This window comes from Aminobacter ciceronei, assembly GCF_014138625.1.
In the GTDB taxonomy this organism is placed as follows: Bacteria; Pseudomonadota; Alphaproteobacteria; order Rhizobiales; family Rhizobiaceae; genus Aminobacter; species Aminobacter ciceronei.
The window spans coordinates 129,467-154,952 of sequence record NZ_JACJHY010000013.1 but is presented as its reverse complement, the minus strand read 5'-3'; the positions used below and the strand labels follow the sequence as shown (position 1 = coordinate 154,952).

31 protein-coding genes are annotated in these 25,486 nt (G+C 64.4%); 17 read left to right on the top strand and 14 right to left on the bottom strand.

Features of this window, described 5'->3' with window-relative positions; all coding sequences use genetic code 11:
* Positions 1–203: 203 nt before the first annotated feature.
* On the bottom strand, positions 204–383 hold the full coding sequence (locus HNQ95_RS15275) for a hypothetical protein (protein ID WP_182574378.1): 180 nt from the start codon (positions 381–383) through the stop codon (positions 204–206).
* Positions 384–1,007: 624 nt separating this feature from the next.
* On the opposite strand from HNQ95_RS15275, the gene HNQ95_RS15270 reads away from it, so the two are divergent.
* Entirely contained in the window at positions 1,008–1,295 is a 288-nt protein-coding gene (locus HNQ95_RS15270) for a GIY-YIG nuclease family protein (protein WP_067966878.1), read from the top strand.
* 475 nt (positions 1,296–1,770) lie between these two features.
* The gene (locus HNQ95_RS15265) at positions 1,771–1,992 is read left to right on the top strand and encodes a hypothetical protein (RefSeq protein WP_182574379.1); all 222 of its coding nucleotides are present in this window, start codon (positions 1,771–1,773) and stop codon (positions 1,990–1,992) included.
* 168 nt (positions 1,993–2,160) lie between these two features.
* On the opposite strand, the gene HNQ95_RS15260 is transcribed toward HNQ95_RS15265, so the two are convergent.
* Together HNQ95_RS15260 and HNQ95_RS15255 are read right to left on the bottom strand one after the other, a co-directional pair.
* Complete coding sequence (locus tag HNQ95_RS15260) at positions 2,161–2,841, bottom strand: uracil-DNA glycosylase (RefSeq protein ID WP_182574380.1); 681 nt, start codon at positions 2,839–2,841, stop codon at positions 2,161–2,163.
* Positions 2,841–3,422 (bottom strand): LabA-like NYN domain-containing protein, encoded by a 582-nt coding sequence (locus HNQ95_RS15255; protein WP_182574381.1) that lies wholly within the window; start codon positions 3,420–3,422, stop codon positions 2,841–2,843. The genes HNQ95_RS15260 and HNQ95_RS15255 overlap by 1 nt, the downstream gene beginning before the upstream one ends.
* A gap of 276 nt (positions 3,423–3,698) precedes the next feature.
* Between HNQ95_RS15255 and rpoZ the strand changes: the two genes are divergently transcribed.
* The 7 genes from rpoZ to era all read left to right on the top strand — a co-directional run bounded on the left by rpoZ (position 3,699) and on the right by era (position 10,243).
* Positions 3,699–4,094, top strand: coding sequence for a DNA-directed RNA polymerase subunit omega (rpoZ, locus tag HNQ95_RS15250; RefSeq protein ID WP_067964237.1), 396 nt, complete (start codon positions 3,699–3,701; stop codon positions 4,092–4,094).
* 269 nt (positions 4,095–4,363) lie between these two features.
* The gene (locus tag HNQ95_RS15245; protein ID WP_067964235.1) at positions 4,364–6,598 is read left to right on the top strand and encodes a RelA/SpoT family protein; all 2,235 of its coding nucleotides are present in this window, start codon (positions 4,364–4,366) and stop codon (positions 6,596–6,598) included.
* Between the two features lie 48 nt (positions 6,599–6,646).
* Complete coding sequence (gene pyrE / locus HNQ95_RS15240) at positions 6,647–7,225, top strand: orotate phosphoribosyltransferase (RefSeq protein WP_154385017.1); 579 nt, start codon at positions 6,647–6,649, stop codon at positions 7,223–7,225.
* 100 nt (positions 7,226–7,325) lie between these two features.
* Positions 7,326–7,742, top strand: coding sequence for a holo-ACP synthase (acpS, locus tag HNQ95_RS15235; RefSeq protein ID WP_154385018.1), 417 nt, complete (start codon positions 7,326–7,328; stop codon positions 7,740–7,742).
* A 103-nt stretch (positions 7,743–7,845) separates the two neighbouring features.
* Entirely contained in the window at positions 7,846–8,592 is a 747-nt protein-coding gene (gene lepB, locus HNQ95_RS15230; protein ID WP_154385019.1) for a signal peptidase I, read from the top strand.
* A gap of 2 nt (positions 8,593–8,594) precedes the next feature.
* Positions 8,595–9,317: a ribonuclease III gene (gene rnc / locus HNQ95_RS15225; RefSeq protein ID WP_067964232.1), complete on the top strand. Its 723-nt coding sequence runs from the start codon at positions 8,595–8,597 to the stop codon at positions 9,315–9,317.
* Positions 9,314–10,243, top strand: a complete 930-nt coding sequence (era, locus tag HNQ95_RS15220) for a GTPase Era (protein ID WP_067964230.1) — start codon at positions 9,314–9,316, stop codon at positions 10,241–10,243. The genes rnc and era overlap by 4 nt, the downstream gene beginning before the upstream one ends.
* A 27-nt stretch (positions 10,244–10,270) precedes the next feature.
* Here era and HNQ95_RS15215 read toward each other — a convergent pair whose 3' ends face one another.
* Both HNQ95_RS15215 and HNQ95_RS15210 read right to left on the bottom strand, forming a co-directional pair.
* Positions 10,271–10,576, bottom strand: coding sequence for a hypothetical protein (locus HNQ95_RS15215; RefSeq protein WP_067964229.1), 306 nt, complete (start codon positions 10,574–10,576; stop codon positions 10,271–10,273).
* Between the two features lie 292 nt (positions 10,577–10,868).
* A complete protein-coding gene (locus HNQ95_RS15210; RefSeq protein WP_067964227.1) occupies positions 10,869–11,786 on the bottom strand; it encodes an AraC family transcriptional regulator in 918 nt (305 codons plus the stop codon).
* Positions 11,787–11,884: 98 nt separating this feature from the next.
* Between HNQ95_RS15210 and HNQ95_RS15205 the strand changes: the two genes are divergently transcribed.
* Complete coding sequence (locus HNQ95_RS15205; RefSeq protein ID WP_067964226.1) at positions 11,885–12,628, top strand: SDR family oxidoreductase; 744 nt, start codon at positions 11,885–11,887, stop codon at positions 12,626–12,628.
* A gap of 45 nt (positions 12,629–12,673) precedes the next feature.
* Here HNQ95_RS15205 and HNQ95_RS15200 read toward each other — a convergent pair whose 3' ends face one another.
* Together HNQ95_RS15200 and HNQ95_RS15195 are read right to left on the bottom strand one after the other, a co-directional pair.
* The gene (locus tag HNQ95_RS15200) at positions 12,674–13,192 is read right to left on the bottom strand and encodes a GNAT family N-acetyltransferase (RefSeq protein ID WP_182574382.1); all 519 of its coding nucleotides are present in this window, start codon (positions 13,190–13,192) and stop codon (positions 12,674–12,676) included.
* Between the two features lie 80 nt (positions 13,193–13,272).
* Positions 13,273–13,722 carry a helix-turn-helix domain-containing protein gene (locus HNQ95_RS15195; RefSeq protein WP_067964220.1) on the bottom strand — a complete coding sequence of 150 codons (450 nt, stop codon included), beginning with the start codon at positions 13,720–13,722 and terminating at the stop codon, positions 13,273–13,275.
* A gap of 68 nt (positions 13,723–13,790) precedes the next feature.
* Here HNQ95_RS15195 and HNQ95_RS15190 point away from each other — a divergent pair, with 68 nt between their 5' ends.
* Positions 13,791–14,996, top strand: a complete 1,206-nt coding sequence (locus HNQ95_RS15190; RefSeq protein ID WP_067964218.1) for an MFS transporter — start codon at positions 13,791–13,793, stop codon at positions 14,994–14,996.
* Positions 14,997–15,044: 48 nt separating this feature from the next.
* Here HNQ95_RS15190 and HNQ95_RS15185 read toward each other — a convergent pair whose 3' ends face one another.
* On the bottom strand, positions 15,045–15,656 hold the full coding sequence (locus tag HNQ95_RS15185; protein ID WP_067964215.1) for a TetR/AcrR family transcriptional regulator: 612 nt from the start codon (positions 15,654–15,656) through the stop codon (positions 15,045–15,047).
* 87 nt (positions 15,657–15,743) lie between these two features.
* Here HNQ95_RS15185 and HNQ95_RS15180 point away from each other — a divergent pair, with 87 nt between their 5' ends.
* The gene (locus HNQ95_RS15180) at positions 15,744–16,352 is read left to right on the top strand and encodes an NAD(P)H-dependent oxidoreductase (protein ID WP_067964211.1); all 609 of its coding nucleotides are present in this window, start codon (positions 15,744–15,746) and stop codon (positions 16,350–16,352) included.
* 9 nt (positions 16,353–16,361) lie between these two features.
* Here the strand turns inward: HNQ95_RS15180 and HNQ95_RS15175 are convergent, their stop codons facing one another.
* Together HNQ95_RS15175 and HNQ95_RS15170 are read right to left on the bottom strand one after the other, a co-directional pair.
* A complete protein-coding gene (locus HNQ95_RS15175; protein WP_067964210.1) occupies positions 16,362–17,021 on the bottom strand; it encodes a pentapeptide repeat-containing protein in 660 nt (219 codons plus the stop codon).
* Between the two features lie 37 nt (positions 17,022–17,058).
* Positions 17,059–17,691, bottom strand: a complete 633-nt coding sequence (locus HNQ95_RS15170; RefSeq protein ID WP_067966872.1) for a LysE family translocator — start codon at positions 17,689–17,691, stop codon at positions 17,059–17,061.
* A 242-nt stretch (positions 17,692–17,933) separates the two neighbouring features.
* Here HNQ95_RS15170 and HNQ95_RS15165 point away from each other — a divergent pair, with 242 nt between their 5' ends.
* Positions 17,934–18,662 carry a GNAT family N-acetyltransferase gene (locus HNQ95_RS15165; RefSeq protein ID WP_067964208.1) on the top strand — a complete coding sequence of 243 codons (729 nt, stop codon included), beginning with the start codon at positions 17,934–17,936 and terminating at the stop codon, positions 18,660–18,662.
* 94 nt (positions 18,663–18,756) lie between these two features.
* Here the strand turns inward: HNQ95_RS15165 and HNQ95_RS15160 are convergent, their stop codons facing one another.
* Entirely contained in the window at positions 18,757–19,785 is a 1,029-nt protein-coding gene (locus HNQ95_RS15160) for a serine hydrolase domain-containing protein (RefSeq protein ID WP_169808352.1), read from the bottom strand.
* Positions 19,786–19,994: 209 nt separating this feature from the next.
* Here HNQ95_RS15160 and HNQ95_RS15155 point away from each other — a divergent pair, with 209 nt between their 5' ends.
* Entirely contained in the window at positions 19,995–20,915 is a 921-nt protein-coding gene (locus HNQ95_RS15155) for a hypothetical protein (RefSeq protein WP_067964206.1), read from the top strand.
* A 9-nt stretch (positions 20,916–20,924) separates the two neighbouring features.
* Positions 20,925–21,320 (top strand): hypothetical protein, encoded by a 396-nt coding sequence (locus HNQ95_RS15150; RefSeq protein ID WP_067964205.1) that lies wholly within the window; start codon positions 20,925–20,927, stop codon positions 21,318–21,320.
* Positions 21,321–21,352: 32 nt separating this feature from the next.
* Here HNQ95_RS15150 and HNQ95_RS15145 read toward each other — a convergent pair whose 3' ends face one another.
* On the bottom strand, positions 21,353–21,904 hold the full coding sequence (locus HNQ95_RS15145; protein WP_182574383.1) for a MarR family transcriptional regulator: 552 nt from the start codon (positions 21,902–21,904) through the stop codon (positions 21,353–21,355).
* 49 nt (positions 21,905–21,953) lie between these two features.
* On the opposite strand from HNQ95_RS15145, the gene HNQ95_RS15140 reads away from it, so the two are divergent.
* Complete coding sequence (locus tag HNQ95_RS15140; protein ID WP_182574384.1) at positions 21,954–22,868, top strand: DMT family transporter; 915 nt, start codon at positions 21,954–21,956, stop codon at positions 22,866–22,868.
* A gap of 28 nt (positions 22,869–22,896) precedes the next feature.
* On the top strand, positions 22,897–23,127 hold the full coding sequence (locus tag HNQ95_RS15135; protein WP_182574385.1) for a DUF4287 domain-containing protein: 231 nt from the start codon (positions 22,897–22,899) through the stop codon (positions 23,125–23,127).
* A gap of 79 nt (positions 23,128–23,206) precedes the next feature.
* On the opposite strand, the gene HNQ95_RS15130 is transcribed toward HNQ95_RS15135, so the two are convergent.
* Entirely contained in the window at positions 23,207–24,673 is a 1,467-nt protein-coding gene (locus HNQ95_RS15130) for an amidohydrolase family protein (protein WP_182585801.1), read from the bottom strand.
* A gap of 194 nt (positions 24,674–24,867) precedes the next feature.
* Positions 24,868–25,440 (bottom strand): TetR/AcrR family transcriptional regulator, encoded by a 573-nt coding sequence (locus HNQ95_RS15125; RefSeq protein WP_182574387.1) that lies wholly within the window; start codon positions 25,438–25,440, stop codon positions 24,868–24,870.
* Between the last annotated feature and the right edge of the window lie 46 nt (positions 25,441–25,486).

Here is a 25,486-nt window from a genome sequence, read left to right as displayed (position 1 = left end):
CCAGTTTCCGGGATGACGGCGTAGATGTTTGGCGCGCGAACTTGTTTGCCACCCCGCAATTCTTCGCACCCCCTCTGGCCTGCCGGCCATCATGATGCACCCGTCATCCCGGGCGAGCGCAGCGAGACCCGGGACCCATTGACTGGATCATCGTGGCGCACGGCCGGGTCCTCGTCCTGGCCGTCATAAATGCAACCGCGAGCTCAGATCCCGGCCGCGCCGTTCAATAGGTCCCGGCTCTCGCTTCGCTCGGCCGGGATGACGGCGCTGGCGCTGACAACCTGTGCTGCGCTCCATTCCGGGATGACGACGTCGATGCTGGCGCGCGAAACTTGTTTGCCACCTCGCAATTCTTCGCACCCCTCTTGCTTGCCGGCCATCATGATGCACCCGTCATCCCGGGCGAGCGCAGCGAGACCCGGGACCCATTGACTGGATCATCGTGGCGCACGGCCGGGTCCTCGTCCTGGCCGTCATAAATGCAACCGCGAGCTCAGATACCGGCCGCGCCGGTCAATAGGTCCCGGCTCTCGCTTCGCTCGGCCGGGATGACGGCGCTGGCGCTGACAACCTGTGCTGCGCTCCAGTTTCCGGGATGACGGCGTAGATGTTTGGCGCGCGAACTTGTTTGCCACCCCGCAATTCTTCGCACCCCCTCTGGCCTGCCGGCCATCATGATACGCCCGTCATCCCGGGCGAGCGCAGCGAGACCCGGGACCCATTGACTGGATCATCGTGGCGCGCGGCCGGGTCCTCGTCCTGGCCGTCATGAATGCAACCGCGAACTCAGATCCCGGCCGCGCCGGTCAATAGGTCCCGGGTCTCGCTTCGCTCGGCCGGGATGACGGCGCTGGCGCTGATAACCAGCGCTGCGCCCCGGAATCTGGGATGACTGAGGTGGTGCGTTCTTAACGAAAATGTTTGTCCGTCAGAGTCCAACCGGCCGCAAATCTCATTCGAGACGAAACTGATCTTGCAATTTGCTGCTCTTCTGATTGCATCTGCTGATGTCTGGCTATGTCTACATTCTCGCGTCTCGCAAGAACGGTACGCTCTACACTGGCGTGACCAGCAACCTGGAACAGCGCGTCTGGGAGCACCGGGAGGAAATCACCGGCGGCTTCACCAAGAAATACGGCGTCAAACGGTTGGTCTGGTACCGGGATTACCAAGACATCGGCGACGCGATCGTCGACGAAAAGCGCATCAAGCGGTGGCGCCGGAAATGGAAGCTCGAGTTGATCGAGGCGATGAACCCCGGCTGGGCGGACCTGTATGAGACGCTGAACGGCTAGCTGTCGCATGATGCGCTCGTCATCCCGGGCAAGCGCAGCGAGACCCGGGACCCATTGACTGGATCATCTTGGCGAACGGCCGGGTCCTCGTCCTGGCCTTCATGAATGCAACCGCGAACCCCGATCCCGGCCGCGTCGGTCAATAGGTCCCGGTTCTCGCTTCGCTCGGCCGGGATGACGGCGCTGGCGCTGATAATCTCCGCTGCGCTTCGGTTTCCGGGATGACGCGTCGATGTTGGCGCGCCAAGCTTGTTCACCAGCTCGCATAATCCTGGCGCGCGCGGCCGGCGCAACCGCCTAACCAACGCGCTGATTCCCCTGCCGCCGTCCCGTCGAAATACGTCATTTGCCGTATGCACAAGTCAGCGCATTGCTGCCACTTCTCTACGCAGACCACGAGCGGCGCGGCGTGGTTTGGCACCGGGGGCGGTGCCTGAGCGCCTTGAGGGCCGGGTAACAGGTGAAAGGAGCAGAAATGAAGACGATCATGATGGCAGCGGCGGTGTCGCTGCTGCTGGCGCCGACGGCTTATGCCGCAGCGCCGGTGGCGAATGAGGACAGTGCCAAGGCCGCAATCAGTGTGCAGGCGACCAAGGACGACGCTGTCCGGCTGGCCGCCGGCCGCAACAGGTCCGGGAGCATCGGATTACCTCGCAGCAACGGCCTCGTGCCGGGCCGGGGTTTCGGTCTCGGCTGATCCTGTCGCGGGCGTCGGCCCTGGCTGGTTCCGCCGCACGCGACCGCACCATCTACCGGCTGGCGCAGTAGCCAGCCGTTCCATTTGCGAGTGCCCCTTGCCCGGTTGTGCTCTCAGCGCAACCGGGCTTTTTTCATGCGCGGTGGAAAGGCGGTCTATATGGGCCGTCTATTGCTGCAGGAATTCGGCCACGTCACGGAAGACGTTGACGAACATCTCTTCCGTCAGCACGCCTGTATTGGTGTTGTAGCGCGAGCAATGATAGCTCGAAAACACCGCGATGTTGCCGACGTCGCAACGGGCACCGTGCTTGAACGGCACCGCCGCGACGCGCGCGCCCAGCGCCCTGACCGTCGACTGGTGGCCGATCGAGCCCAGCGTCAGGATCGCCTTCAGGTTGGGAAAGCGCGCGATCGTCGGCACCAGGAAGGAACGGCAGGTGTTGATCTCGGCGCCCACCGGCTTGTTGTCGGGCGGCACGCAGCGCACGGCATTGGTGATCGCCGTGCCGATCAGTTCCAGGCTGTCGTCGGGCCGCGCCTCGAACACGCCGCGCGCCATGCCGAAGCGCTTGAGCGTCGAATAAAGCAGTTCGCCGGCATAGTCGCCGGTGAAGGGGCGACCGGTGCGGTTGGCCCCGCGTACGCCCGGCGCCAGCCCGACGATCAGGAAACGCACCGCCGCTTCGCCTTCGGGAGGAAGGAAGGAGCGGACGGGTCCGTTGTACCAGCCCGGCTCGCGGGCGCGCCAACTGGCGATGAAGTCGTGCAGGCGCGGGCAGAGCGGGCAGTCCCGGTCGGGATCGACCGGCAAGGCCGGGCGGCCGGCTTGAAGCGTGGTGCCGGACATCAAGCGTCGTCGGTGGTCGGATCGACGGGGTCGGGTTTGCGCACCGGACGCTCCGACGGCTCACGGCCGATCTCGGATTTCAGCGTCATCAGGTCGATGAAATGGTCGGCCTGGCGGCGCAGATCGTCCGAGATCATCGGCGGCTGGGAGGCCATCGTCGAAATGACCGAGACCTTGCGGCCGCGGCGCTGCAGCGCTTCGACTAGCGTGCGGAAATCGCCGTCACCGGAGAAGATGACGTAGTGGTCGACGACATCGGCGAGTTCCAGGGCATCGACTGTCAGTTCGATGTCCATGTTGCCCTTGATCTTGCGCCGGCCCGAGGCGTCGGTGAATTCCTTGGCCGGCTTGGTGACGACCTTGAAGCCGTTATAGTCGAGCCAGTCGATCAGCGGGCGGATCGAGGAGTATTCCTGGTCCTCGACGAGTGCAGTGTAATAATAGGCGCGCAACAGATAGCCGCGCTTCTGGAAGCTGGAAAGCAGTTTGCGATAGTCGATGTCGAAGCCGAGGGAGCGGGAGGTTGCGTAGAGATTAGCTCCGTCGATAAAAAGTGCGATTTTCTCGCGAGGATCAAACATAGGAAAATTTCCTTGTTGAAATAGGCTGACGCCACATACGCTGAACCGAGCGCCCGTTCCCCCAAATCAATGACTTACCCCACTGCGGCAAATATCGCTCGCGATGGTTCATTCCAAGGGGGCACCGTCGCGGAGCGGTAAATTAATTGTGGGTGGATGGCTGTCCGAAATCCGACGCGTCGGTGGCAAAGCCGGCTTGATGCTTGAATTGCGCGGCCGTTCAGGTTATGGCACGCGTCAGCTTTCCGTCAAATCCATGCATGAAAGGGGCACTTCATGGCCCGCGTAACCGTTGAAGACTGCATTGACAAGGTCGACAACCGCTTTGAGCTGGTGCTGCTCGCCGGCCACCGCGCCCGCCAGATCTCGCAGGGCGCGCAGATTACCCTGCCGCGCGACAACGACAAGAACCCCGTCGTGGCACTGCGCGAAATCGCCGACGAGATGCTGTCGCCCGACGATCTCAAGGAAGACCTGATCCACTCGCTGCAGAAGCATGTCGAAGTCGACGAGCCGGAGCCCGAGGCACCCGAGCCAGCCGACCAGACGACCGCCTCGGCGATCGACGCGGACGAGCCGGAAGAGAACATCAACTTCGACCGCATGTCGGAAGAAGATCTGCTCGCCGGCATCGAGAGCCTCGTGGCTCCCGAAAAGAGCGACGACTACTGAGACCTATCGAGAATTCTACCCTGCCGGCCACCTGACGCGGCTTTCTCCGCTTCCGGTGCTCACGGACCCGAAAGTCCGCTCCGCTCCGGTTCTCGAAAGCCACGCCATCTGACTCGGCAGGGCGAATTCTCAAAAAGGTCTCGCGGCGTGCCAAAACGCTGCCAAACCGGCTTATCGGCACTTCCGCGCCGCCATATCTGTGTTTATCTATGACATGCGTCGCAAGCCCTTGCGGCGCATGATTCATTTCGAGTTCCGGGAAGCCGCCCATGATGCGTCAGTATGAGCTTGTCGAGCGCGTGCAGCGCTACAAGCCTGACGTCAACGAAGCGCTGCTCAACAAGGCCTATGTCTACGCCATGCAGAAGCATGGCCATCAGCGCCGCGCCTCTGGCGATCCTTATTTCTCGCATCCGCTCGAAGTGGCGGCGATCCTCACCGACATGCATCTCGACGAGGCGACCATCGCGGTCGCCCTGCTGCATGACACCATCGAGGACACCTCGGCGACCCGCGCCGAGATCGACGAGCTGTTCGGTCCCGACATCGGCAAGCTTGTCGAGGGCCTGACCAAGCTCAAGAAGCTCGACCTCGTCTCCAAGAAGGCCGAGCAGGCGGAAAACCTGCGCAAGCTTCTGCTGGCCATCTCCGAGGACGTGCGCGTGCTTCTGGTCAAGCTCGCCGACCGGCTGCACAACATGCGCACGCTGCACCACGTGCCCGAGAGCAAGCGCCTGCGCATCGCCGAGGAGACGATGGACATCTATGCGCCGCTCGCCGGGCGCATGGGCATGCAGGGCATGCGCGAGGAGCTCGAGGAGCTCGCCTTCCGCTACATCAATCCCGAGGCCTACCGCACCGTCACCGAACGGCTGGCCGAGATGTCGGAGCGCTCGAAGGGCGTGCTCGGCGACATCGAGAAGGCGCTGTCGGCGCAGTTCGAGAAATACGCCATCAAGGCCGAGGTGAAGAGCCGGCAGAAGAAGCCGTGGTCGGTGTTCCGCAAGATGGAGACCAAGGCGCTGTCGTTCGAGCAACTGTCCGACATCTTCGGCTTCCGCGTCGTCGTCGATTCCGTCGAGGATTGTTATCGTGCGCTGGGTTCGATCCACACGACATGGTCGATGGTGCCGGGGCGGTTCAAGGACTACATCTCGACGCCGAAGCAGAACGACTACCGCTCGATCCACACCACCATCGTCGGTCCGTCGCGCCAGCGCATCGAGTTGCAGATCCGCACCCGCGAGATGAACAAGATCGCCGAATATGGCGTCGCCGCGCACTCGATCTACAAGGACAATGCCGGCAAGGCCACCAATGGCGCCGGCCACACCATCTCCAAGGAAACCAATGCCTATGGCTGGCTCAGGCGCACCATCGAGCAGCTCGCCGACGGCGACAATCCCGAGGATTTCCTCGAAAACACCAAGCTCGAGCTGTTCCAGGACCAGGTCTTCTGCTTCACGCCCAAGGGCATGCTGATCGCGCTGCCCAGGGGGGCGACCCCGATCGACTTCGCCTATGCGGTGCACACCGACGTTGGCGACACCTGCGTCGGCGCCAAGGTCAACGGCCGGGTGATGCCTTTGATGACCGAGCTCAAGAATGGCGACGAGGTCGAGATCATCCGCTCCAAGGCGCAGGTGCCGCCGGCGGCGTGGGAATCGATCGTGGTCACCGGCAAGGCGCGCTCGGCGATCCGGCGGGCGACCAAGAACGCCATCCGCAAGCAATATTCCGGCCTCGGCGCCCGCATCCTCGAACGCGCCTTCGAGCGCGCCGGCAAGAAGTTCTCCAAGGACAGCCTGAAGTCGGTGCTGCACCGCCTGGCGCGCAAGGACATCGAGGACGTGCTGGCGTCCGTCGGTCGTGGCGAGCTGTCGTCCAACGACGTCGTCCGCGCCGTCTTCCCCGACTACAAGGAAGAGCGCGCCACCCATCCGGCCAAGCCGCGCGAGGAGGGCTGGTCGAAGATCCGCAACGCCGCCGGCATGCTGTTCCAGATTCCCGGCCGCTCGACCGCGCCGTCGCGCAAGGAACAGAAGGCGCAAGGCAGTGCCGTGCCGATCCGTGGCGTCAGCGGCGACCTGCCGGTGCGTTTCGCCCCCGAGGGTGCGGTGCCGGGCGACCGCATCGTCGGCATCATGCAGCCGGGCTCCGGCATCACCATCTACCCGATCCAGTCGCCGTCGCTGATGGCCTTTGACGACCAGCCGGAGCGCTGGATCGACGTGCGCTGGGACCTCGACGAGGGCTCGAAGGAGCGTTTCCCTGCCCGGCTTTCGGTGACCGCGATCAATGCGCCGGGCTCGCTCGCCGACATCGCCCAGGTGGTGGCGGCCAACGACGCCAACATCCATACGCTGTCGATGATCCGCACCGCACCCGACTTCACCGAAATGCTGCTCGATCTCGAAGTCTGGGATCTGAAGCACCTGAACCGGCTGATCTCCCAGCTCAAGGACAACTCGAGCGTCAGCGATGCCCGCCGCGTCAACGGCTGAGGCAGGGGCTGAGGCAGGCGCGCTGGACTGAAGACAGGAAAGACGACGATGCAGACACAAGACGTTCTCGACATTTTCCGCTCGGCGGGCGCGGTGCTCGAAGGCCATTTCATCCTGACCTCGGGCCTGCGAAGCCCGGTGTTCCTGCAGAAGGCACGCGTCTTCATGCATGCCGACAAGACCGAAGCTTTGTGCAGGGCGCTGGCCGACAAGATCCGCGCCGAGGTCAAGGGCGACATCGACTATGTCGTGGGCCCGGCGATCGGCGGGCTGATCCCGGCCTATGAGACCTCCAGGCACCTCAAGGTGCCGGCGATCTGGGTCGAGCGCGAGCAGGGCACCTTCCGCCTGCGCCGCTTCGAGATCGAGAAAGGCGCGCGTGTCGTCATCGTCGAGGACATCGTCACGACGGGCCTGTCGATCCGCGAGACCATCGCTTGCCTGAACGAACTCGGCGCCGAGGTGGTGGCCGCCGCCTGCATCATCGACCGCTCGGGCGGCAAGACCGATGTCGGCGTGCCGCTGGTAGCCCTTGCCGAATATGAAGTGCCGGCCTATCCGGCCGACCAGCTGCCGCCGGAACTGGCGGCGATCCCGGCGATCAAGCCGGGCAGCCGGAATATCTGAGGCTTCAGTTGAGCCCGGTCACCCCCCTCTGGCCTGCCGGCCATCTCCCCCGCAAGGGGGGAGATCAGCAGCTTGGGCCAATTGCCCCGAGAGGGAAAATATGATCCTCGGCATCGGCAGCGATCTTGTCGACATCAGGCGGATCGAGAAATCGATCGTCCGTCATGGCGAGCGCTTCATCCAGCGTATCTTCACCGATGCCGAGCAGGCGCGCGCCGAGGGGCGGCGGGGGCGGATCGCGTCTTATGCCAAGCGTTTCGCCGCCAAGGAGGCCTGTTCCAAGGCGCTCGGCTGCGGCATATCAGAAGGTGTGTTCTGGCGCGACATGGGCGTGGTCAACCTGCCGGGCGGGCGGCCGACGATGGAGCTGACCGGCGGCGCCGCGCACCGGCTGGCGACGATGTTGCCCGAAGGCCATCGCGCGGTGGTGCACCTGACCATCACGGATGATTTTCCGCTTGCGCAAGCCTTTGTGATCATCGAGGCGCTGCCGGTCGAACAACCGCCACTATCTTAGGCTTTTGGCACCGGCTTGGACATTGCTCCTGGGGCGGTGAGCCCTTATACCCATCGCGCCCCCAATCGGTGACGACAAGGGCGTGGTTGAAAACGAGGACGACATGAGCGTGGCTGAAAAACAGAAGAAGTCCGGCGGGCTCGGCGAGACCGTGAGCGTCATCGTCCAGGCGCTGCTGCTCGCTTTGGTGATCCGGTCGCTGCTGTTCCAGCCGTTCTCGATTCCGTCGGGCTCGATGCGGCCGACGCTGCTCGAGGGCGACTATCTGTTCGTCACCAAGTGGGCCTATGGCTATTCGCGCTATTCGCTGCCGTTCTCACCGGACCTGTTCTCGGGCCGCCTCTTCGGCTCGGATCCCGAGCGCGGCGACGTCGTCGTCTTCAAGTTCCCGCCCAATCCGTCGCTCGACTACATCAAGCGCGTCGTCGGCCTGCCCGGCGACCGCATCCAGATGAAGGACGGCCAGCTCTACATCAACGGCACCGCCGTGCCGCGCGAGAAGGTCGGCCAGATCGACAACCCCGATATCACCGAGGTCAACCGTCCGGTCGACGTCTATCGCGAGACGCTGCCGAACGGCGTCTCCTACGACACGCTCGACCTGACGCCGGATGCGATCGGCGACAACACGCGTGAATTCGTCGTGCCCGAAGGCCACTTCTTCATGATGGGCGACAACCGCGACAACTCGACCGACAGCCGCTTCAATGTCGGCTTCGTGCCTGCCGATCACCTCGTCGGCCGCGCCAACATCATCTTCTTCTCGATCGCCAGCGGCGCAAGCCCGCTCGAGATCTGGAAGTGGCCGACCGAGATGCGCGCCTCGCGCCTGTTCAACTTCGTCCGATAGGCATGGCAGGCAAACGGCTCACCGCCACGGAACTCGCCGACGCGCTGCAACTCCGCACCGGCCATAATTTCCGCGACCATCAGCGCCTGCAACGGGCGCTGACGCATGGCAGCGCGCGCAGCGCCAATGCCGGCGTCGACTACGAGCGTTTCGAGTTCCTGGGCGACCGGGTGCTCGGCCTCGCCGTTGCCGACATGCTTGTGTCGGATTTTCCCGATGCGCCCGAAGGCGAGCTGTCGGTCCGTCTCAACGCGCTGGTCAACGCCGAGGCGCTGGCCCAGATCGCCGACGAGATCGGCCTTGCCGAACTGATCCGCGCCGGCTCGGAAGTGCGCAATCTGGCCGAGCGCAAACGCGTCAACCTGCGTGCCGACGCGCTGGAATCGCTGATCGCCGTCATCTATCTCGACGGCGGGCTGGACGCGGCCAAGCGCTTCATCCACAAATTCTGGAAGCCGCGCGCCAAGGCCGTGGGGGCGGCACGCCGCGACCCCAAGACCGAACTGCAGGAATGGGCGCACCAGGCGTCGACTTCAGTGCCTGCCTACGAGATCGAAAGCCGCACCGGCCCTGATCACGACCCCGTCTTTTCGGTGATCGTGCGGGTCGGACAATTTTTGCCCGCCACCGGCACCGGACGCTCCAAGCGCGAGGCCGAGCAGAGCGCTGCCGCAGCCTTGCTGGTGCGCGAGGGCGTATGGAAGAATGAGGAGACCGCATCGTGACCGATGCCCCTGAAACCACACTGCCCGCAACGGGCGGCACCCGCTCGGGTTTCGTCGCCCTGCTGGGTGCGCCGAATGCCGGCAAGTCGACGCTGGTCAACCAGCTCGTCGGCGCCAAGGTGTCGATCGTCACCCACAAGGTGCAGACCACCCGCGCCATCGTGCGCGGCATCGCCACTCACGACACCGCCCAGATCGTGTTCATCGACACGCCGGGCATCTTCAAGCCGAAGCGCCGCCTCGACACCGCGATGGTGACGACTGCCTGGGGCGGCGCCAAGGATGCCGACCTGATCCTGGTGCTGATCGATGCCGAGCGTGGCATCAAGGGCGATGCCGACGCCATCCTCGAACGGCTCAAGGATGTGCGTCAACCCAAGGTGCTGATCCTCAACAAGGTCGATCGGGTCGATCCCGAAAAGCTGTTGAAGCTGACCGCAACCGCCAATGAGCGCGTCGACTTCGAGCGCACCTTCATGGTGTCGGCGCTGACCGGCTCAGGCTGCAAGGATCTGCTCGACTATCTCGCCAGGCGGCTGCCCGAGGGGCCGTGGTATTACCCGGAAGACCAGATCTCCGACCTGCCGATGCGCCAGCTGGCGGCCGAGATCACCCGCGAAAAGCTCTATCTCAGGCTGCACCAGGAATTGCCTTACTCCTCGCATGTCGAGACCGAGAAGTGGGAAGAAAAGCCCGACGGCTCGGTGCGCATCGAGCAGGTCATCTATGTCGAGCGCGACAGCCAGAAGAAGATCGTGCTCGGCCACAAGGGCGAGACCATCCGCGCCATCGGCCAGGCCTCGCGCATGGAAATCGGCGGCATCCTCGAGCAGAAGGTGCACCTGTTCCTGTTCGTCAAGGTGCGCGAAAACTGGGGCGACGACCCCGAGCGTTATCGCGAGATGGGGCTGGATTTCCCGCGCTAGCGCATTTTCTTGCGCAGCAAGGCACGATCAGTTCAGCCCTGCGATCCTGTGGGCTGCAAAGCCCGCCAGGGCGCTGATCGGAATGGCCGCCGCAGATGGGGCGGCCATGAGCAGCATGGCGATGGCGAACAGAGGATGTTCGCCTGCGATCAGCAGGCCCAACGCCATGAGGGCGGCGACCACGAGCGCTGCGCCCGTCCACATCGCCGCCGAAACCGCTGCAATGATCGAGCCACGGGTTCCAAGGCGCTGGATTGTCCGCCATTTCACAAGTGAATAGGCGCAAAAAATGATCGGCGCGAGCAGCAGCGGCCAAGCCATGATGCCCCACATGCCAAGCCTGTCGCCCGCCCGTAGGGCCAAGTAAAACCCTATCGTCAGCAGAGTATATGTTGCGCAGGATACCAGGGCTCGCCTCACCGCGGAGCCTGCTCTGTTGTTCGCATGGACAGGCTCATTTTGGCCAAACCTCGCAGGCTTTTCCACGCAAGACAGTCTAAGGAACAAGTTCGTGTTGGAGCAACAAGTTCAGCTTGGGCTGGTTACCGATCTGGAACTATCGCTCTCGCAATGCTTTTTCTGAATCGGGGCGAGGTGGTGCGACATGCACATGACCGCCCTTTCATCACTCCCGATCGCCGCGCGCGTAGCGGCCCGGCGATTGCCCGACATGGCGGCTGAAGGCGGTGCTGAAGGTGCTGGCCGAGCCGTAGCCGACCTGGCGGGCGACTTCGTCGAGCGCGATGTCCTTGCCGGCGAGCAGGTTCTTGGCCAGCGCCATGCGCCAGGCCTGCAGATATTCCATCGGCCTGATACCGACCGTGCGGGTGAAGCGGTCGAAGAAGGCCGAGCGCGACAGGCCGGCCGCGCCGGCCAGGTCGGCCACCGTCCACGGCCGCTGCGGATCGCCATGCATCCGCCTGATCGCCGCTGAAATCCTGGCATCCGCAAGTCCGCTGAGGAAGCCGGGGGCCGAGCCCTTGGCCCGGCTTGCCCTGAGCGCTTCGATCAGCAGGATCTCGACGAGGCGGCCGAGCACCAGCTCGCGGCCGGCATTGTCCCGGCTCGCCTCCTCGCCGACGAGCCGCACCAGCGTCGAAAGCCGCTCGACACCGCTGATATGGATCATGGCTGGCAGCAGCGACACCAAAAGTGCCGCATCGGGCGAGCCGAAGACGAAATAGCCGCCGAGCAGGCGGACATCGGCGGGGCCGTCCTGCCGGCCGTGGCGAACCTCCTCCGTCGGCGCCGGTGCAGTCTTTGGATCGATGCGCCGTGGCGTCACCGGCTCGAAACCGCACATGGTGAAGGCAGGGGTGGCCGGCAACAGCACGAAATCGCCCTGTTCGAGCACAACCTGTGCTTCCCCGTCGACGGCGAGGCGGCATCGGCCTTCGAGCACGGCGCAGAAGCCGGGCTGGCCGAATTCCGAATAACGCACGCCCCACGCGCCGGCGCCGCTGATCCCCTTCGAGAACACGGTGCGCGGCTGCAGCAGCTCGATGACCTGGGCGAGCGGGTCGGTGGTGAGGGTGTCTGCCATTTCAGGACTGTTGCCAATAAAATACGGACCATAGATTGATGATAGTCCTGATATTGGACGGTATTTTCGTGGCGTCAACATCATCAAGGGAAAATGTCATGAAAACCGTACTGATCACCGGATGCTCCTCGGGTTATGGCCTGGAGACCGCCCGTCACTTCCATGCCGGGGGCTGGAACGTCGTTGCCACCATGCGCAGCCCACGCCAGGACATCCTGCCGCGCTCGGAGCGGATGCGGGTGGTTGCGCTCGACGTTACCAATGAGGACAGCATCGCTGCGGCGCTCGCCGCCTGCGGCCCGATCGACGTGCTGGTCAACAATGCCGGCATCGGCCTCGTCGGCGCCTTCGAGGCGATGCCGATGGTGCATGTGCGCAAGCTGTTCGAGACCAACACCTTTGGCGTGATGGCGATGACCCAGGCGGTCATCCCGCAGTTTCGCGCGCGCCGGTCGGGCGTCGTCGTCAACGTGACGTCGAGTGTGACGCTGGCGCCGATGCCGCTGGCCGCCGCCTACACCGCAAGCAAGATGGCGATCGAGGGGTTCACCGGCTCGCTGGCGCATGAGCTCGGCGCCTTCGATGTCAGGGTCAAGCTGGTCGAGCCGGGCTATGCGCCAAGCACGCGTTTTGCCCACAACACCGAGCTGCGGGTCGGGGATCTCATTCCCGAAGCCTATGCCGGCTTTGCCGGGCCGATCTTCGCCGGGTTTGCGACACCTGAAATGGTGACGAAGGAAACCGACGTCGCCGAAGCCGTGTGGTTGGCCGCGAACGATGTGTCGGGGCAGCTGCGCTTTCCGGCGGGACCCGACGCGGTGGCCCTGGCGCAGGCGAGCTGAGTCAGAGCATGTTCCCGAAAAGTGGGTGCCGGTTTTCGGAAAAGATCATGCTGCGACAAGAGCCAGATCGTAGCGCAACACGTGGTTGGGGTAGGACTGCCGGTCGATCTGGAACCGGGTTTCGCCAGCCTTGGCAAACCCCTTCCTCAGGTAGAACTCAGTGGCGCGCTGGTTTTCGGCATTGACCGCAAGCCAGACGTCGGGCCGGCCGGTGCCGGCGCAGACGCGCAGTGCCGCCTGAAGCAGCCTGCCGCCGGCGCCCGAGCCCTGGTGGCGGGGCTGGACGTAGAGCTTGGCGATTTCCAGGTCGGAACAACCGGACACAGGGGCGGGGGCATCAAGCGCGATGTGAACGAAGCCGTCCAGGCCGACCTTGTTTTCCGACACCAGGATGAAGTTGTCCTTCTTCGACAAGGCTTCCTCGAAGCGGCTCGTTGTGAAGTGCTCCAGCGCATAGTCGGCAAAAAACGCATTCACGCCGTCGCGGATGTAGGTGTTGAGCCAGACCTCCATGCCGATTGCAGCCAGGCTGGAGGCATCTTCAAACCTGGCCGTTCTGATCATCGGCATCTCGTCCATTGCTTTCACCGGCTCAATGGCATGGCGATGACGCCTGGAACAAGTCCGTTGTCGTTGTCAAACGACTAGCGCCGACGTGCGGACCTTGCCCGTGTCGTCGGCGGTTTCGGCGAACGGCTGGCAGTTGTCGTCGTCGCCGACTTCAGCAATTTGCGGAAGCTCGGGCATTCCATGTGCGAGGGCGCGGGACAGTCGGCGACGTGGCGTATGACGTCGCGCAGCATCCTGAGCTCTATGATCTGCCGCTCCAGCTCCCTGGCCCTGGCATGGAGCTGGTCGCGCGGAATGTCGGGGCGGTCATCGCTGCCGAACATGCCCGATATCTCGGGCAGCGAGAAGCCGGCAGCCTTGCCCATGGCGATGAGCGACAGCTTCATCAGCACGTCGTGGTCGAACTGCCGCCGCAGGCCGTGCCGCGCAACCGAGCGGATCAGGCCGATCTCCTCGTAATAGCGCAGCGTCGACGGCGGCACGCCGGAGCGTGCAACGACCTCGCCAATATCCAGAAAATGCATGCTTGACCTCAAGTTGGCTTGAATTCGTACGCTGTGCCGAACAGTCGAATTCAGCAAGAGGAAAAATCATGCAAGTCATTCAACAAACACTGGAAAGGCCGGTCTGGATGGACGGGCGCGCGCTCGCCCTGCTGTTGGCCGCATCGCTGACCACCATGGCCAACGCGACGATCAGCCCGGCGCTGCCCGGGCTCGAGCGGCTGTTTGCAGGCGATCCGAACGCCGCGATGCTGACCCGGCTGCTGGTGCCGGCGCCGTCGCTCAGCGTCGCCTTGTTCGCGCCCTTTGCCGGCTTGGCGGTGGATCGGTTCGGCCGCCGCCTGCTGCTGCTTTGGGGCGTGATTCTGTTTGCCGTTGCCGGATGCGCCGGATTGGTCCTGCCCGACCTGCCCAGCATCTTCGTGAGCCGCCTCGTTCTGGGGGTGGCGGTGGCACTCATCATGACGGCGCAGACCGCCCTTGTCGGCGACTATTTCAACGACGACAAGCGCAGTGCCATGACCGGGCTGCAGATTTCGGCACGCAATTTCGGCGGCCTCGTCTTCATCTCGCTTGCCGGATGGGTGGCGGCAATCTCGCCGCGCTGGCCCTTCGCCATCTATGGCCTCGCCATTGTCTTCCTGCCCCTGATGTGGATGGTCATCGTCGACCCCAGGCGGTCGCAGGCACCGGGCGCCAAGGCAACAAGTGACGCTGCCGGGCATCCGTCCTTTGTGCTGTTGCTGTCGCTGCTGGTGCTGCTGCAGGCGCTCACCAACATGATCTTCTTCGTCATGCCGACGCAGATGTCGTTCTTTCTTGAAGCCAAAGGCTATGACGCCGCGATGATGACCGGCGCGATCCTCGGCACGGTGATGCTGTCCGGCGGCAGCTTCGCGCTGCTCTATCCCCGCCTGCAGCGCGCCACCGGTTATGCCGGCATCTTCCTCATCGGTTATGCCGCGATGGCGCTTGGCTTCCTGCTTTTGGTCCTGGCCGCAACGACGCCTGTGCTGTTTGCGGCGGCCGCTGCGATCGGCGCCGGTTACGCGCTGGTTTCGCCGAGCTTCGTTGCGCTGACCTTGAACCTTGCGCCGTTGCGGCACCGGGGCGTCAGCGGCGGCGTGCTGACGGCGTCGATCTTCATCGGCCAGTTCGTCTCGCCGCTGTTCGTCACGCCTTTGATCGCCTGGCATGGCTACGGAACGCTGTTCGGCGGCACGGCGCTGCTGCTGGCCGCGATGGCGATGGCGGCTGGACTGGCCGGCGCCGCTGCGAAGGTCCGCAGGCGCTGAGGCATGTCTTCGAAACCGGCGGCGGGCCGATCTGCCGCTGTCGCGCAATCACCGCGCGTTTCGGGCGACCATGGCGAGAATGGTCTGGAACAGCTCGTCCTTGGCCTCGTCAGGGGTGATGTCGCCGCTTGCGGCGGCGAAGGACAGCGCTTCGGCGGCACCCAGCATCGCCAGAAGTCCTGACGCAGCTACGGTGCCGGCCGGCGCGAACGGGGCAAGCAGGGCCCGGCACTTCTCCATGAAAACAGCCTCATAGTCGCGCTTGACCTTGGCCAGCTCCGGCGAGCCCGCAAGGGCCGAGATCACCCCGGGAATCTCGCGGCCCTGTTCCAGCACGCAGTCGACATAAGACGAGGCGATGACCATCGCCCGGCTCGGCAGGGTCGGCTCGCTGGCCTGGAATGCCGCGTCCATCAGCGCGGTCTGGTGCGTGTCGAACTCCTGGTACAGCGCTGCGAGCAAGGCAGGCCGCGTGGCGAAATGATCGTAGACGACGGGTTTTGCCACGCCCGCCTGCTCGGCCAGCCGGGGCAGGGTGAGCGCCTCGGTGCCTTCAGCGCGGATGATGCTCCAGGCGACGTCGACGAGCTGCCGCCGCCGGTCCTGTCGCGACAGGCGGCGGCGCGGTTGCGGTTCCGGTGTTTCAGTGCTTGACGTCATAATGTACCAAAAGTATATACTATAAGTAGGTTACAGAAAGTATATAAGCTGTGACCGTCGCCCGCAACTGCCAACAGGAATGTCCATATGCACGCGCTCATCGTCGTCGCCCATCCCGATCCCAAGTCACTCAGCCACGGCATCGCGGCACAGCTCGCCGCAGGGGTTGAGATGGCCGGCCACACCTTTGAGATCGCCGACATTGCCGGGGAAGGCTTCGACCCGCGCTACACCGCCACCGATCTCGCCGTTCACCGCCGGGAAGTGGCGCCTGCTGCCGACGTCGCCGCCGAGCAGGCGCGGATCGACCGCGCCGACACGCTGGTGCTGGTCTATCCGGTCTATTGGTGGTCGATGCCGGCTTTGCTCAAGGGCTGGATCGACAGGGTGTTCGCCAATGGCTGGGCTTATGACGAAGGTGCCGGCATCAGGCCGGTCAAGCGGCTGCGTCATCTCAAGGTGCATCTTGTCGCCATTGGCGGCGCAACCATGCGGACCTATGCCCGGCACGGCTATTTCGGCGCGATGAAGACGCAGATCGACCACGGCATCTTCGACTATGTCGGCGCGCCTGTCGTCACATCGGAGCTTCTGCTCGACACCGAAACGCTGGGGGCGGCCGAGCATCTCGAAGCGGCGCACGCCATTGGCCACAACCTGTTCGCAGCCGGGCACAGCCGAGGCGTGGCGGCATGAGGCGGTGCGCTACAGCACCAGCAGGCCGAGGCCGCGCAACAGCTCGGTTGCCTGGCTTTTCGAGATCGCCGCACCCTTGAGGATCGCCGCTTCGTTGAGCTTCAGCGGGCCGAGGTCGCAGCCGCGCAAATCGGCACCTTCGAAGCGGCAGGAGCGCATGCTGGCGCCGCGCAGGCTGCAGCCGTCGAAAATCGCCTCGCGGAAATCGCAGCCGGTGAGCTCGGCGTCGCTGAAATCGAGATGGTCAAGCGTCTTGCGCCGGAACGAGATCGCCGGCAGCAGGGCGCTGACCAGCCGGCATTGCCGGAAGTCGGCGCCGATGAACGTGCTGGCGGCGAAATTCGCCCCCGTCAGCTTGCTCTGGCTGAAGGTCGAGCCGTTGAGCCGCGACCTTGTCCAGTCGGTGTTGGAGAGGTCGCAATTGTGGAACTGTGCGTCGACGCCGTCGATGGCCATGAGTTTGGCGCCCGCCATGCGGCAGCTGGTCCAGCGTGTGTCGGTCAGCGTCGAACCCCTGAGGTCGGCGTCTGAAAGCGTGCAGTCGGCGAATGTGCAGCCGCTGAAGTCGAGCCGCGACAGATCGTGGCCTGCCAGTTGCAGGCCACTGAAGGAGCGCTGCCCCTGGGCGATGAGGTCGACGAGGGCGGTGGCGGGCGGGTCGGCTGGCATGGTTTTTTCGAAACTGTCGCGTCGCGGTGTCGGCGGTTCAGCTTTTCTGCAGCGCGACGTGGACGCCAAGGCCGACGAGCACCGCACCGCCGGCGCGCTGCATCAGCCTTTGGGCGCGGCGCGACCGCTTGAGCCGGTCGGTCATCGCCCCGGCCAGCATGACGCCGACGACGTCGGCCAGGGTGAACATCGCATTGACCACGGTGCCCAGGATGAAGAACTGCAGCCAGAGCGGAAAGGCCGCTGAAGCGTCGATGAACTGTGGCAGGAAAGCCATGAAGAAGATCGCCGTCTTGGGGTTGAGCACCTCGACGGCGATGCTCTCGACGAAGGCGCGGCGGGCGGATTTCGGCGCGATGGCGGGCAGGACGCCGTCACCCTCATTCCTGGCGCGGAACATGGCGATGCCGAGCCAGACGAGATAGGCGGCACCGGCAAGCTTGACGACCAAATAGGCCAGCGGCACGGCGTGGAACAGCACCGACAGGCCGCCGGCGGCGGCTATGACGTGAACGTAGCCGCCGAGATGGATGCCGAGTGCCGCCATCAGCCCCGACCAGCGCCCGCGCGCCAGCGTCTGGGCTGCGGCATAGAGCATGGCCGGGCCCGGCATGAAGGCGAAGATCGCGGTGGTGGCGACAAAGGCGATCAACAGTTCGGCTGACGGCATGGCAGGCTCCCGTCGCACCGAAATGGCGCGACCCATGCCGGCAAATTCGCACAGGGCGCGATCGTTCGGTAGGCGAAACCCGTCTGCCAGCCCGGCCTATATTTGGTCCAGCGATCGCGAAGCGCTGTTATGCCGCACATTTGCCGGTTTTTGCTGGCTACGGCTTTCTTCACGAAGTCGTGAGAATCGCGGGCCTACACTTTCCGCGCTCACGCTCGTCCAGACGAGACCGAGTATTCACAATGTCATATTTTTCGCAGACGATCGTCGATTTTTGGCGGGCGCAGTTTCTCAACGGCGACATTCTCCACAGCGACGACAATTTTACTGTCGCCGCCGACCCTGATCTCGACGAGGACTGCCGGGTCATGGTGCTGGAGACGATCGATGGTCGGGCCATGGCGGTGGTGACGCCCGAGCTGGCGGCCAGGGTCGGCCTGCGCAAAAGGCAGGGCCTGTCCATCGCCGGCTTTCGCCACGCCCTTGATGGAGCGGGTGTGATGCTGCATGGCGCCGACCGCATCTATCATTTCACCGAGGCGGAGAAGAAGCGGCTGGCACTGGACGAGCCGGTCGCCGGGCCGAGGCGTCTGAGCGCCGAGGACGCGGCGCTGTTTTCAGGTTTCCAGGCGCAGGCGTCGGAGCAGGACCTCGATGGTGCCTCGGTCGAACTCGACCACTGGCTGGTGTTCGGTTCCTTCGAGCAGGACCGTCTTGTCTGTGCCGGCAGCATGTATCCCTGGATGAACGGTCGCGTCGCCGATCTCGGCGTGCTGACGCTCGAGCCCTACCGGGGCAAGGGCCACGCCCGCAAGGTGGTGCGTTCGATCAGCCGGCACGCCTGGGACCTGGGATATGAGCCGCAGTACCGATGCCAGCTCGACAATGCGGCGTCGATCCTGCTCGCCGGCAAGGCCGGCCTCGAGCTGTTCGGCACCTGGGAGGTGGTTTCGCCCGATTCCGCCGTCTGATCCCGGCGCCGATGCTCATACTGGCCGGCTACAGCAAGTGGACGAGCCCGGCCTGTGTCGGCTCGAGTAAAATGGCTCGCAGCCAGTGGCGGGGTCAACCATGCCAGCCTTCGGCGGCAAGCAGCCGGCGGATGACCGACACCAGCGTGTCGCGCGCCTCGCGCCTGATGGCGAAGCCGGCGACAGCGATGCCTTGGGCAGGCGCGTAATAGGCCGCGGTGCCCCAGAAGCCGAGATGCGAGTAGACCTCGGCACCGTCGACGGTGTCGACTGATATGCCGAGGCGATAGGTGGCGGCACCGTCGTGGCTGCCCTGGGAGAGCATTTCGCGCAGCGTGTCGGGACTGTCGAAGACACGGCCTTCGAACAGCGCGGCAAAGAGGGTGGCGAGGTCGCGCACCGACATCACCAACCCGCCGCCGCCATAAAGATCCATCGAGGCGCTGATCCCGGTGGCATCGACATCGCCGAAAAACTGGCGCGCCCGCGGCTCGACGTGCGCCGGCTGCGGCTCCGATATCTCCCACCAGCTCGTTGCAAGGCCGAGCCGCTCGAATCCCATCTCGCGCCGGACGGTTTCCGCAAGCGTCGTGCCCGAGATGCGCTCGATGATGTCGCCAAGCAGGATATAGCCGGTGTCGGAATAGCTGAAGCGCGTGCCCGGCTCGCTGAGCGGCGCCGAGAATTTGGCGCCGAGGCGAACCTGCTCTTCGCGCGTCCACAAATGCTGCGGCTCGCGCAGGACGGTGGCAAAGAATTCGGGGGCGTTGGTGTGGTCGACGAGCCCGCCGCTGTGGTCGAGCAGATGGCGAACGGTGATCCTGTCGGTGTTGTAGCCGGCGGCAGTCAGCAACGCGTTGAACAGCGGGTCGACCAACCGTGCGACCGGGCCGTCGAGATCGATCAGCCCGCGTTCCCAGAAGCGGAGGATGGTGGCGGCAACGAAGGTCTTTGTGTTGCTGGCGACCCGGAGCGGCGTGTCGAGCGACATCGGCCTGCCAGTTTGTTCGTCGGCCATCCCCGCGGCCGTGGCCCAGGGCCGCTCAAGGCCCTGGCCCGTGGCGTAGAGTGCCAGCGGAATCCGCTGCTCGCTGACAAGGTCGACAAGCTCTTTCCGGTTCAATCCATGTCCCCGGCGGCGACGCGGCCGCATCCTGATTCGCGGGTCAGTCTCTCCGGCGGTGCCGGCGAGGCATAGCGCCAGTTGGCGTAACAGCCTGGCCAGCCGTGTCGGCGGCGCGACGAACGTCTCTCCAGTCGGCCTGTATTCTTCGATGTGGGTTTGCTAATATGCTGTCGTTGCCAAGTTGTTCGTGGGGCGCAGGGCGCTTTATGACCGATACCGAATTGCTGGAAAGCCTCGCAAAGATTCGCAGTTACAGCGAAGCCCGTGGATTCGACTTTGCTCTCGACTGGGATCCGTCGATCCTGCTGTCGATACGCGAGGTCATCGGCTTCGTTGCTCTTTTTGGTCATCCAGGCAAAAGCTCATCGGTGCGCCTTGGCGCTTTCGAGCGATCGTCACTGGACGAGCGGACCAGAAACCTGGAGTGGCTGCTGCGCGAGGTGACTGGTCAAGAGACCGGTTCGGCGGCGGATGTGTCCGAATTGCAGCGGTTGCTGTGGGTCGCGGCAAGCAAGCTGCAGCACATCGACGACGGACTTCGCCAGTATCAGCCAGGCGCGGCAAAAGCCCTCGAGGTCCTCGTCGGGGCCGGTTATGTCGCAAGCATGCCAAAGCGTTTTCAGGATCTCCTCGATCGATCGCCCGATGTCGCCCCCGATTTCGGCGGCGACGGGGCAAATGACGGACAGCGCCCGGCCGAGGTCGCCGGTGCGGCTGAGCCGGAGCCCGTTCGAGACCCCGTTCCGACAGCCGTCCTGGTGGATGAAGGTTACGGCAAGCGGTCACAGCTCTGGCCGCTGCTGTCGCTGTCGGCCGCCGTGATCCTGCTCGCCGCGATGATCCTGGCGCCCACCCTGGGCATTAACCTGCCCCGCTTGTTTGGCGCTGAGGCAGACATTCTTCATGGCGCGGTGGTCGTCGGGCTCTGCATCATCGGCGCCGCCGTGCTGGCGGTGCGGCTGCAGGGCCTGCTTGCCGACCGGCGGGCCATCGAGAGCACTGAGCGAAGTCTCGCCACCGCCAGGCTGGAGGCTGCGCGGATTTCGCGTGGTCTCGGGTATCGTGACGCAGCATCGGGTGCGCAACGGGAGGAGGCTGAAAGCGGCTACGCCTCTCCAGGCGGCTGACCTGCTGTCATGTCCCGCTTTGCCGGACGTCCCCAGGCAGAGTTGTTGAAGGAACGGGCCGCCAGGCGGGCGGAAGTATCAGCCATTTCGGTCGAACTCGACCAGCTCGAGGCCGAGCTGAAGGTCCGCAAGGCGGAACTGCGGTCGGCTGGCCTGTGGTTGGCCGCCGACGGCACCGTCTTCGTGATCGGGATCATCGCTTCGCCTGTCACCGGCGGCCTGTCGCTGGCCATCGCCGCCTATGAGCTGCTGCGCCTGGGAATGGGCGGACTGGAAGCAGCACGGATCAGCGGTCCCGTGCGCGAGCTGCAAAGACGCATCCTCGGCTGCCTGCTGAAACTGGAGCAGGCGGGTAGGGAGATCGGCCAGATCGACCGGGAACTGGCGAGCAGGCCGAAGTCCTGAGCGAAGGCCCGGCGAGGCGGGGCCGACGGTCTTCACTCCAGCGACGGCGAACTGCCGAGCGACAGCGCCAGCTTGCGCAGCAGCCGCGCCAGTTGCGCCTGCTCGTCCCAGCTCAGGCTTTCGAGCATCAGCGTTTCCACCGCCATGTCGGCCTCGAAGGCCTCGCGGGCACGGGCAAGACCTTCCTCGGTCAATTCGACCGGCAGGCTGCGGCCGTCGCCATCGGACGCGACCTGCCTGATCAGGCCCGCCTTGACCAGCTTGACGATGCGGTTGGTGGCGCCGCCCGACGAGATCATCATCGACTTGTAGAGCTCGGTCGGACGCAGCCGGTAGGGCGGGCCCGAGCGCAGCAGCGTGAACAGCACGTCGGCCTCGCCGGTGTCGAGCCCGTAGGAGGCGAAGATCGCCTCGATCTTGGGCCGGGCGGCAAGCGTGATCCAGCGGGCGCGGCCGAGGATCGCCATGCCGCGCGTGTCGAGATGCGGCAGTTCCCTGGCCCATTGCGCCCGGCGGGCATCGATGCCGTCCTGCAGGCCGTCGCCGGCCAGTTCCCCAATATTCTCGTCGAGATGTCTTGACACTAAGATAATTCCATATTTATCTTAGTACTAAGATATCTCGGAGATGACCATGACGCAACAGGAAGTTCTTCGTTTGCCGGTGTCCTATGCCGCGCGCTCGCCGCTGATCCTGCTGGCCTTGTGCGGCCTGGTCTTCGCCACCCGCATCATGATCTCCAAGGCGGCGCTGAATGCCGGCATGCAGCCATTCCAGCTGGCGCTGGTCGCCAATGTCGGCGCCGGCATGGTGCTGCTGCCGCTGCTCGCCGCTTCCGGGCAGGGCATTCCGCGCCAGCGCAGCCACATCCTGCTCTATCTGGTGCTCGGCATCATCAGCTTCATCGTGCCGACGGTGCTCGGCTACTACATCGTCGACCGGGTCGGGCCGGCCTACACCTCGACGGTCTATTCGCTGTCGCCGCTGCTGACGATGAGCTTTGCCGCCGGCCTCGGCATCGAGCGCATGTATCTCCGGCGTTTCGCCGGCATCCTGATCGGCCTCGCCGGCATGGCGGCCCTGGTGCAGCAGCAACTGGCCGAGATCGACTTCTCGCAGACTGTCTGGGTGCTGCTCGGCATCATCGTTCCGGCCTGTGCCGCCGCCGGCAACATCATCCGCACGGCGTACTGGCCCAAGGGCTCGTCGGCGCTCGCCTTTTCCTGCGGCATCCTGTTGAGCTCGAGCCTGATGGTGGCGCTGGTGGCGCCGTTCTTCGAGGCGCCGTCGAGCTGGGTCTTTTTCGACCGCGACATCCTGTTCTGGATCGGTTGCATGGTCGCGACGTCAGCCTCGTCCTATCTGCTCAACTTCCGCCTGCAGGAGATCGGCGGGCCGGTGTTCTTCAGCCAGCTCGGCTATTGGGGCACCGGCTTCGGTGTGGTGCTGGCGGCCATGCTGTTCAACGACGTGCTGACTGTGCTGTCGGTCGCAGGTCTGGCGGCGATCATCGCCGGCGGCGTGCTGGCCAACCGCAAGCGCGCCTGATCAATCAAACTTCAACGAGGAGAACGACATGTCCTTCCAGGCCTATCTCGACACCATCAAGACCAGGACCGGCAAGGGGCCGGAGGACCTGCTCGCGCTCGCCGACGGCAAGGGCTTTTCGCAAGGCGGCAAGCTGAAGCCCGGCGTCAAGGCCGGGCAGATCATCGAATGGCTGGGCGCCGACTTTGGCCTCGGCCACGGCCATTCGATGGCGGTCTATGCGCTTTTGAGCGGCAAGAAGCAGGTCGGCGACAAGTAGCTGTTGCCGTCTGCTGGACATGCGTCTTGGCTGCGACATCAGGCATCCGGGCGCAGGCGGAACCTGCGCCCGGCCGGCACTATCCCTTTTTGTTCAGTTGCTCGACGCTTTCCTTCGTGTTGGCGATGATATGCTCGAGCTTTTCGTGCATGGCACGCCCGGCCTGTTCGGCCTTCGCCACCACGTCGGAGCCGTCGACCCGGACATGCTGGCCAGATTTCACGACCAGGACGCCGTCGACGATGACGGTGTCGACGTTGCGCGCGCCTCCCGAGAAGACCAGGGAGAAATACGGATCGATGACCGGCGCGATGTTGAGGTCGGTCTTGCGGACCAGAATGATGTCGGCCTTCTTGCCCGGCGTCAGCGAGCCGATCTCTCGATCGAGGCCAAGGGCCCTGGCGCCTCCGAGCGTAGCGATTTCAAGGATCCGTTTCGGCTCGAGCGCCCGGTCGACGTCGGCACGCTGCTTGTGGGACCATTGCAGCGCCCGCATGACGGTGAAGAAGTCGGCGGTGGCCATCGCACTCGACGCGTCGACGGACAGGCTGAGGCTCGCGCCCAACTGCTCGAGCTCGGCGAACTGGATGTAGCCATTCCTGACCGTCGAGTAGGGGATTTCGATCGCTGGCGACATCGAGAACTGCACGTTCTTGGCGACGAGCGTGTTGCGCTCTGCTTCGGTCAGTCCCTGGGTATGGATGAAGAGGATATGGGGGCCGAGCAAGTCGTGCTTGTCCATGAAGGCGACCAGCCCGTGGGCGGTATTGCCGTAGTGGAGCGAAACTGGCAATCCGAGCTCTTTTGCAAACCGTGCTTCTGCGACGAACTTGTCGTCGTCGCCGCCGCTTTTCAGGATGTCCGGGGCGGGCGTCTGGAGGTTGACGCCGACCGTGATGAGGGGGTGTCCCGTGGCCCACTGCTTGCGCACCGCTTCGACGCCGGTGGTGTCGAGGCGTTCCCCGCGGCCCGGCGTTCCATAGGAGTATCGTGTGCGGACTCCGAGATCGATCGAGGCGCGTATCTCGGCGTTGGCGTGCTCGACCGAGCGGGTGTTGTGGCTGAAGTTGTTGATACAGGTGGTGCCGGAGAGAAGCGCTTCCAGAAGCCCGAACCTCGCCGAGGCGGACGCGTCGTCCGGCGTGCACAGCGGGGCTGCCCTATTGGTCGTCGGGAAGTAACCCCGGACAGGATCGTCGCCTCTTATCGAACCGCGCAGGAAGGCGTTCCAGAGATGGGAATGTGTGTCGATGAAGCCAGGCATGACGATCATGTCGGTGGCATCGACTGCCTCGATCCCCGCAATACTCAGTTTCTCGCCGACCGCAACGATCCGGCCATCCTTGACGTGAACCTCGCCGCTGGCGAAATCACCAACGTCCCCATCCATGGACAGGATGTGACCGGCGCGAATGACGAACTCGTTGCCCAATGCCGGATTTCCGGCTGCAGCGCCCTTGGTCTGCGCACTGCTGCCGACGGGCGCGGCAGCGGCGGCGCCCATGGCCAGCGTTGCCTTCAGAAACCCACGACGGCCGATCTTCAATGCAGGTGCTCCGCTATCCGTGGAACCGGAATGGCTCATAAAGTTCCTCCCAATCAGCACTCAAATTATTTTGAGCTTAAATTTTTTAAGTCTAAAATAACCTAGCGTCAATGCAGGTGTCCCTGCGCTATGGAGAGGCTCATGAGGTGGCCGAACAGGCTCGCGGCAGGCTGCGGGGTGCCATGCCAGCCCTCTCATTTCCACGTCGGTTCGGCCAGCACCGCCGCAACGAAATCGCGCAGGCCGGCGGCGACAAAATCCTCGACCCGCCCCTGCGGGTCGAAACCCCACCACAACAGCGAGCCTTGCCACTGCGAGGCCATCAACAGGCCGATGCCCATGGGCGCTGCGGCAACAGCTGTGAAGCGCTCGTCGAGGGCGGCCGACAGTGCCGCCTTCCAGGCAGCGCCGCGCGCCCTGAGCACGGGATCGCGCAGATCCTCGCGCAGCACCAAGAGACCTTCGGCATAGGTTTCGATGCCGCCATAATCCGACAGGCCGACAAGCAAGGCGATTGCACCCTCGGGCGTTTTCGGCGTCGAGGCGGCGAGCGCCGCCGTCTTGGCGTCGAGCCCGTTCCAGGCATGCAGAAGCGTTGCCTGCTTGAGCCTGGCTTTGGTCCCGAAGCGCTGCACCAATGTCGCCGGCGACAGGCCGCAGGCGCGCCCCAGGCTTTCGAAGGTCAGCGCATCGGGGCCATGCTCATGCAGCAGCCGCGAGGCGGCGACCAGGACCTCTTCGTCGGACAGGGTTTTACGGCGGGGCATCTTGACCTTTATTTATAAACGAATATTCATTTATATATCGCTTCGA

What these genes read in the sequence shown, in the direction of transcription:
- HNQ95_RS15185 (WP_067964215.1), bottom strand. Translation starts at nt 15,656, where the DNA reads ATGACGTCAAGCACTGAAACACCGGAACCGCAACCGCGCCGCCGCCTG.
- rpoZ (WP_067964237.1), top strand. Translation starts at nt 3,699, where the DNA reads ATGGCCCGCGTAACCGTTGAAGACTGCATTGACAAGGTCGACAACCGC.
- HNQ95_RS15155 (WP_067964206.1), top strand. Translation starts at nt 19,995, where the DNA reads ATGACCGATACCGAATTGCTGGAAAGCCTCGCAAAGATTCGCAGTTAC.
- HNQ95_RS15165 (WP_067964208.1), top strand. Translation starts at nt 17,934, where the DNA reads ATGTCATATTTTTCGCAGACGATCGTCGATTTTTGGCGGGCGCAGTTT.
- HNQ95_RS15175 (WP_067964210.1), bottom strand. Translation starts at nt 17,021, where the DNA reads ATGCCAGCCGACCCGCCCGCCACCGCCCTCGTCGACCTCATCGCCCAG.
- HNQ95_RS15205 (WP_067964226.1), top strand. Translation starts at nt 11,885, where the DNA reads ATGAAAACCGTACTGATCACCGGATGCTCCTCGGGTTATGGCCTGGAG.
- HNQ95_RS15200 (WP_182574382.1), bottom strand. Translation starts at nt 13,192, where the DNA reads ATGATCAGAACGGCCAGGTTTGAAGATGCCTCCAGCCTGGCTGCAATC.
- rnc (WP_067964232.1), top strand. Translation starts at nt 8,595, where the DNA reads ATGGCAGGCAAACGGCTCACCGCCACGGAACTCGCCGACGCGCTGCAA.
- HNQ95_RS15180 (WP_067964211.1), top strand. Translation starts at nt 15,744, where the DNA reads ATGCACGCGCTCATCGTCGTCGCCCATCCCGATCCCAAGTCACTCAGC.
- HNQ95_RS15260 (WP_182574380.1), bottom strand. Translation starts at nt 2,841, where the DNA reads ATGTCCGGCACCACGCTTCAAGCCGGCCGCCCGGCCTTGCCGGTCGAT.
- HNQ95_RS15255 (WP_182574381.1), bottom strand. Translation starts at nt 3,422, where the DNA reads ATGTTTGATCCTCGCGAGAAAATCGCACTTTTTATCGACGGAGCTAAT.
- HNQ95_RS15275 (WP_182574378.1), bottom strand. Translation starts at nt 383, where the DNA reads ATGATGGCCGGCAAGCAAGAGGGGTGCGAAGAATTGCGAGGTGGCAAA.
- acpS (WP_154385018.1), top strand. Translation starts at nt 7,326, where the DNA reads ATGATCCTCGGCATCGGCAGCGATCTTGTCGACATCAGGCGGATCGAG.
- lepB (WP_154385019.1), top strand. Translation starts at nt 7,846, where the DNA reads ATGAGCGTGGCTGAAAAACAGAAGAAGTCCGGCGGGCTCGGCGAGACC.
- HNQ95_RS15190 (WP_067964218.1), top strand. Translation starts at nt 13,791, where the DNA reads ATGCAAGTCATTCAACAAACACTGGAAAGGCCGGTCTGGATGGACGGG.
- HNQ95_RS15270 (WP_067966878.1), top strand. Translation starts at nt 1,008, where the DNA reads ATGTCTGGCTATGTCTACATTCTCGCGTCTCGCAAGAACGGTACGCTC.
- HNQ95_RS15170 (WP_067966872.1), bottom strand. Translation starts at nt 17,691, where the DNA reads ATGCCGTCAGCCGAACTGTTGATCGCCTTTGTCGCCACCACCGCGATC.
- HNQ95_RS15140 (WP_182574384.1), top strand. Translation starts at nt 21,954, where the DNA reads ATGACGCAACAGGAAGTTCTTCGTTTGCCGGTGTCCTATGCCGCGCGC.
- HNQ95_RS15210 (WP_067964227.1), bottom strand. Translation starts at nt 11,786, where the DNA reads ATGGCAGACACCCTCACCACCGACCCGCTCGCCCAGGTCATCGAGCTG.
- HNQ95_RS15150 (WP_067964205.1), top strand. Translation starts at nt 20,925, where the DNA reads ATGTCCCGCTTTGCCGGACGTCCCCAGGCAGAGTTGTTGAAGGAACGG.
- pyrE (WP_154385017.1), top strand. Translation starts at nt 6,647, where the DNA reads ATGCAGACACAAGACGTTCTCGACATTTTCCGCTCGGCGGGCGCGGTG.
- HNQ95_RS15135 (WP_182574385.1), top strand. Translation starts at nt 22,897, where the DNA reads ATGTCCTTCCAGGCCTATCTCGACACCATCAAGACCAGGACCGGCAAG.
- HNQ95_RS15245 (WP_067964235.1), top strand. Translation starts at nt 4,364, where the DNA reads ATGATGCGTCAGTATGAGCTTGTCGAGCGCGTGCAGCGCTACAAGCCT.
- HNQ95_RS15215 (WP_067964229.1), bottom strand. Translation starts at nt 10,576, where the DNA reads ATGTGGGGCATCATGGCTTGGCCGCTGCTGCTCGCGCCGATCATTTTT.
- HNQ95_RS15195 (WP_067964220.1), bottom strand. Translation starts at nt 13,722, where the DNA reads ATGCATTTTCTGGATATTGGCGAGGTCGTTGCACGCTCCGGCGTGCCG.
- HNQ95_RS15265 (WP_182574379.1), top strand. Translation starts at nt 1,771, where the DNA reads ATGAAGACGATCATGATGGCAGCGGCGGTGTCGCTGCTGCTGGCGCCG.
- HNQ95_RS15125 (WP_182574387.1), bottom strand. Translation starts at nt 25,440, where the DNA reads ATGCCCCGCCGTAAAACCCTGTCCGACGAAGAGGTCCTGGTCGCCGCC.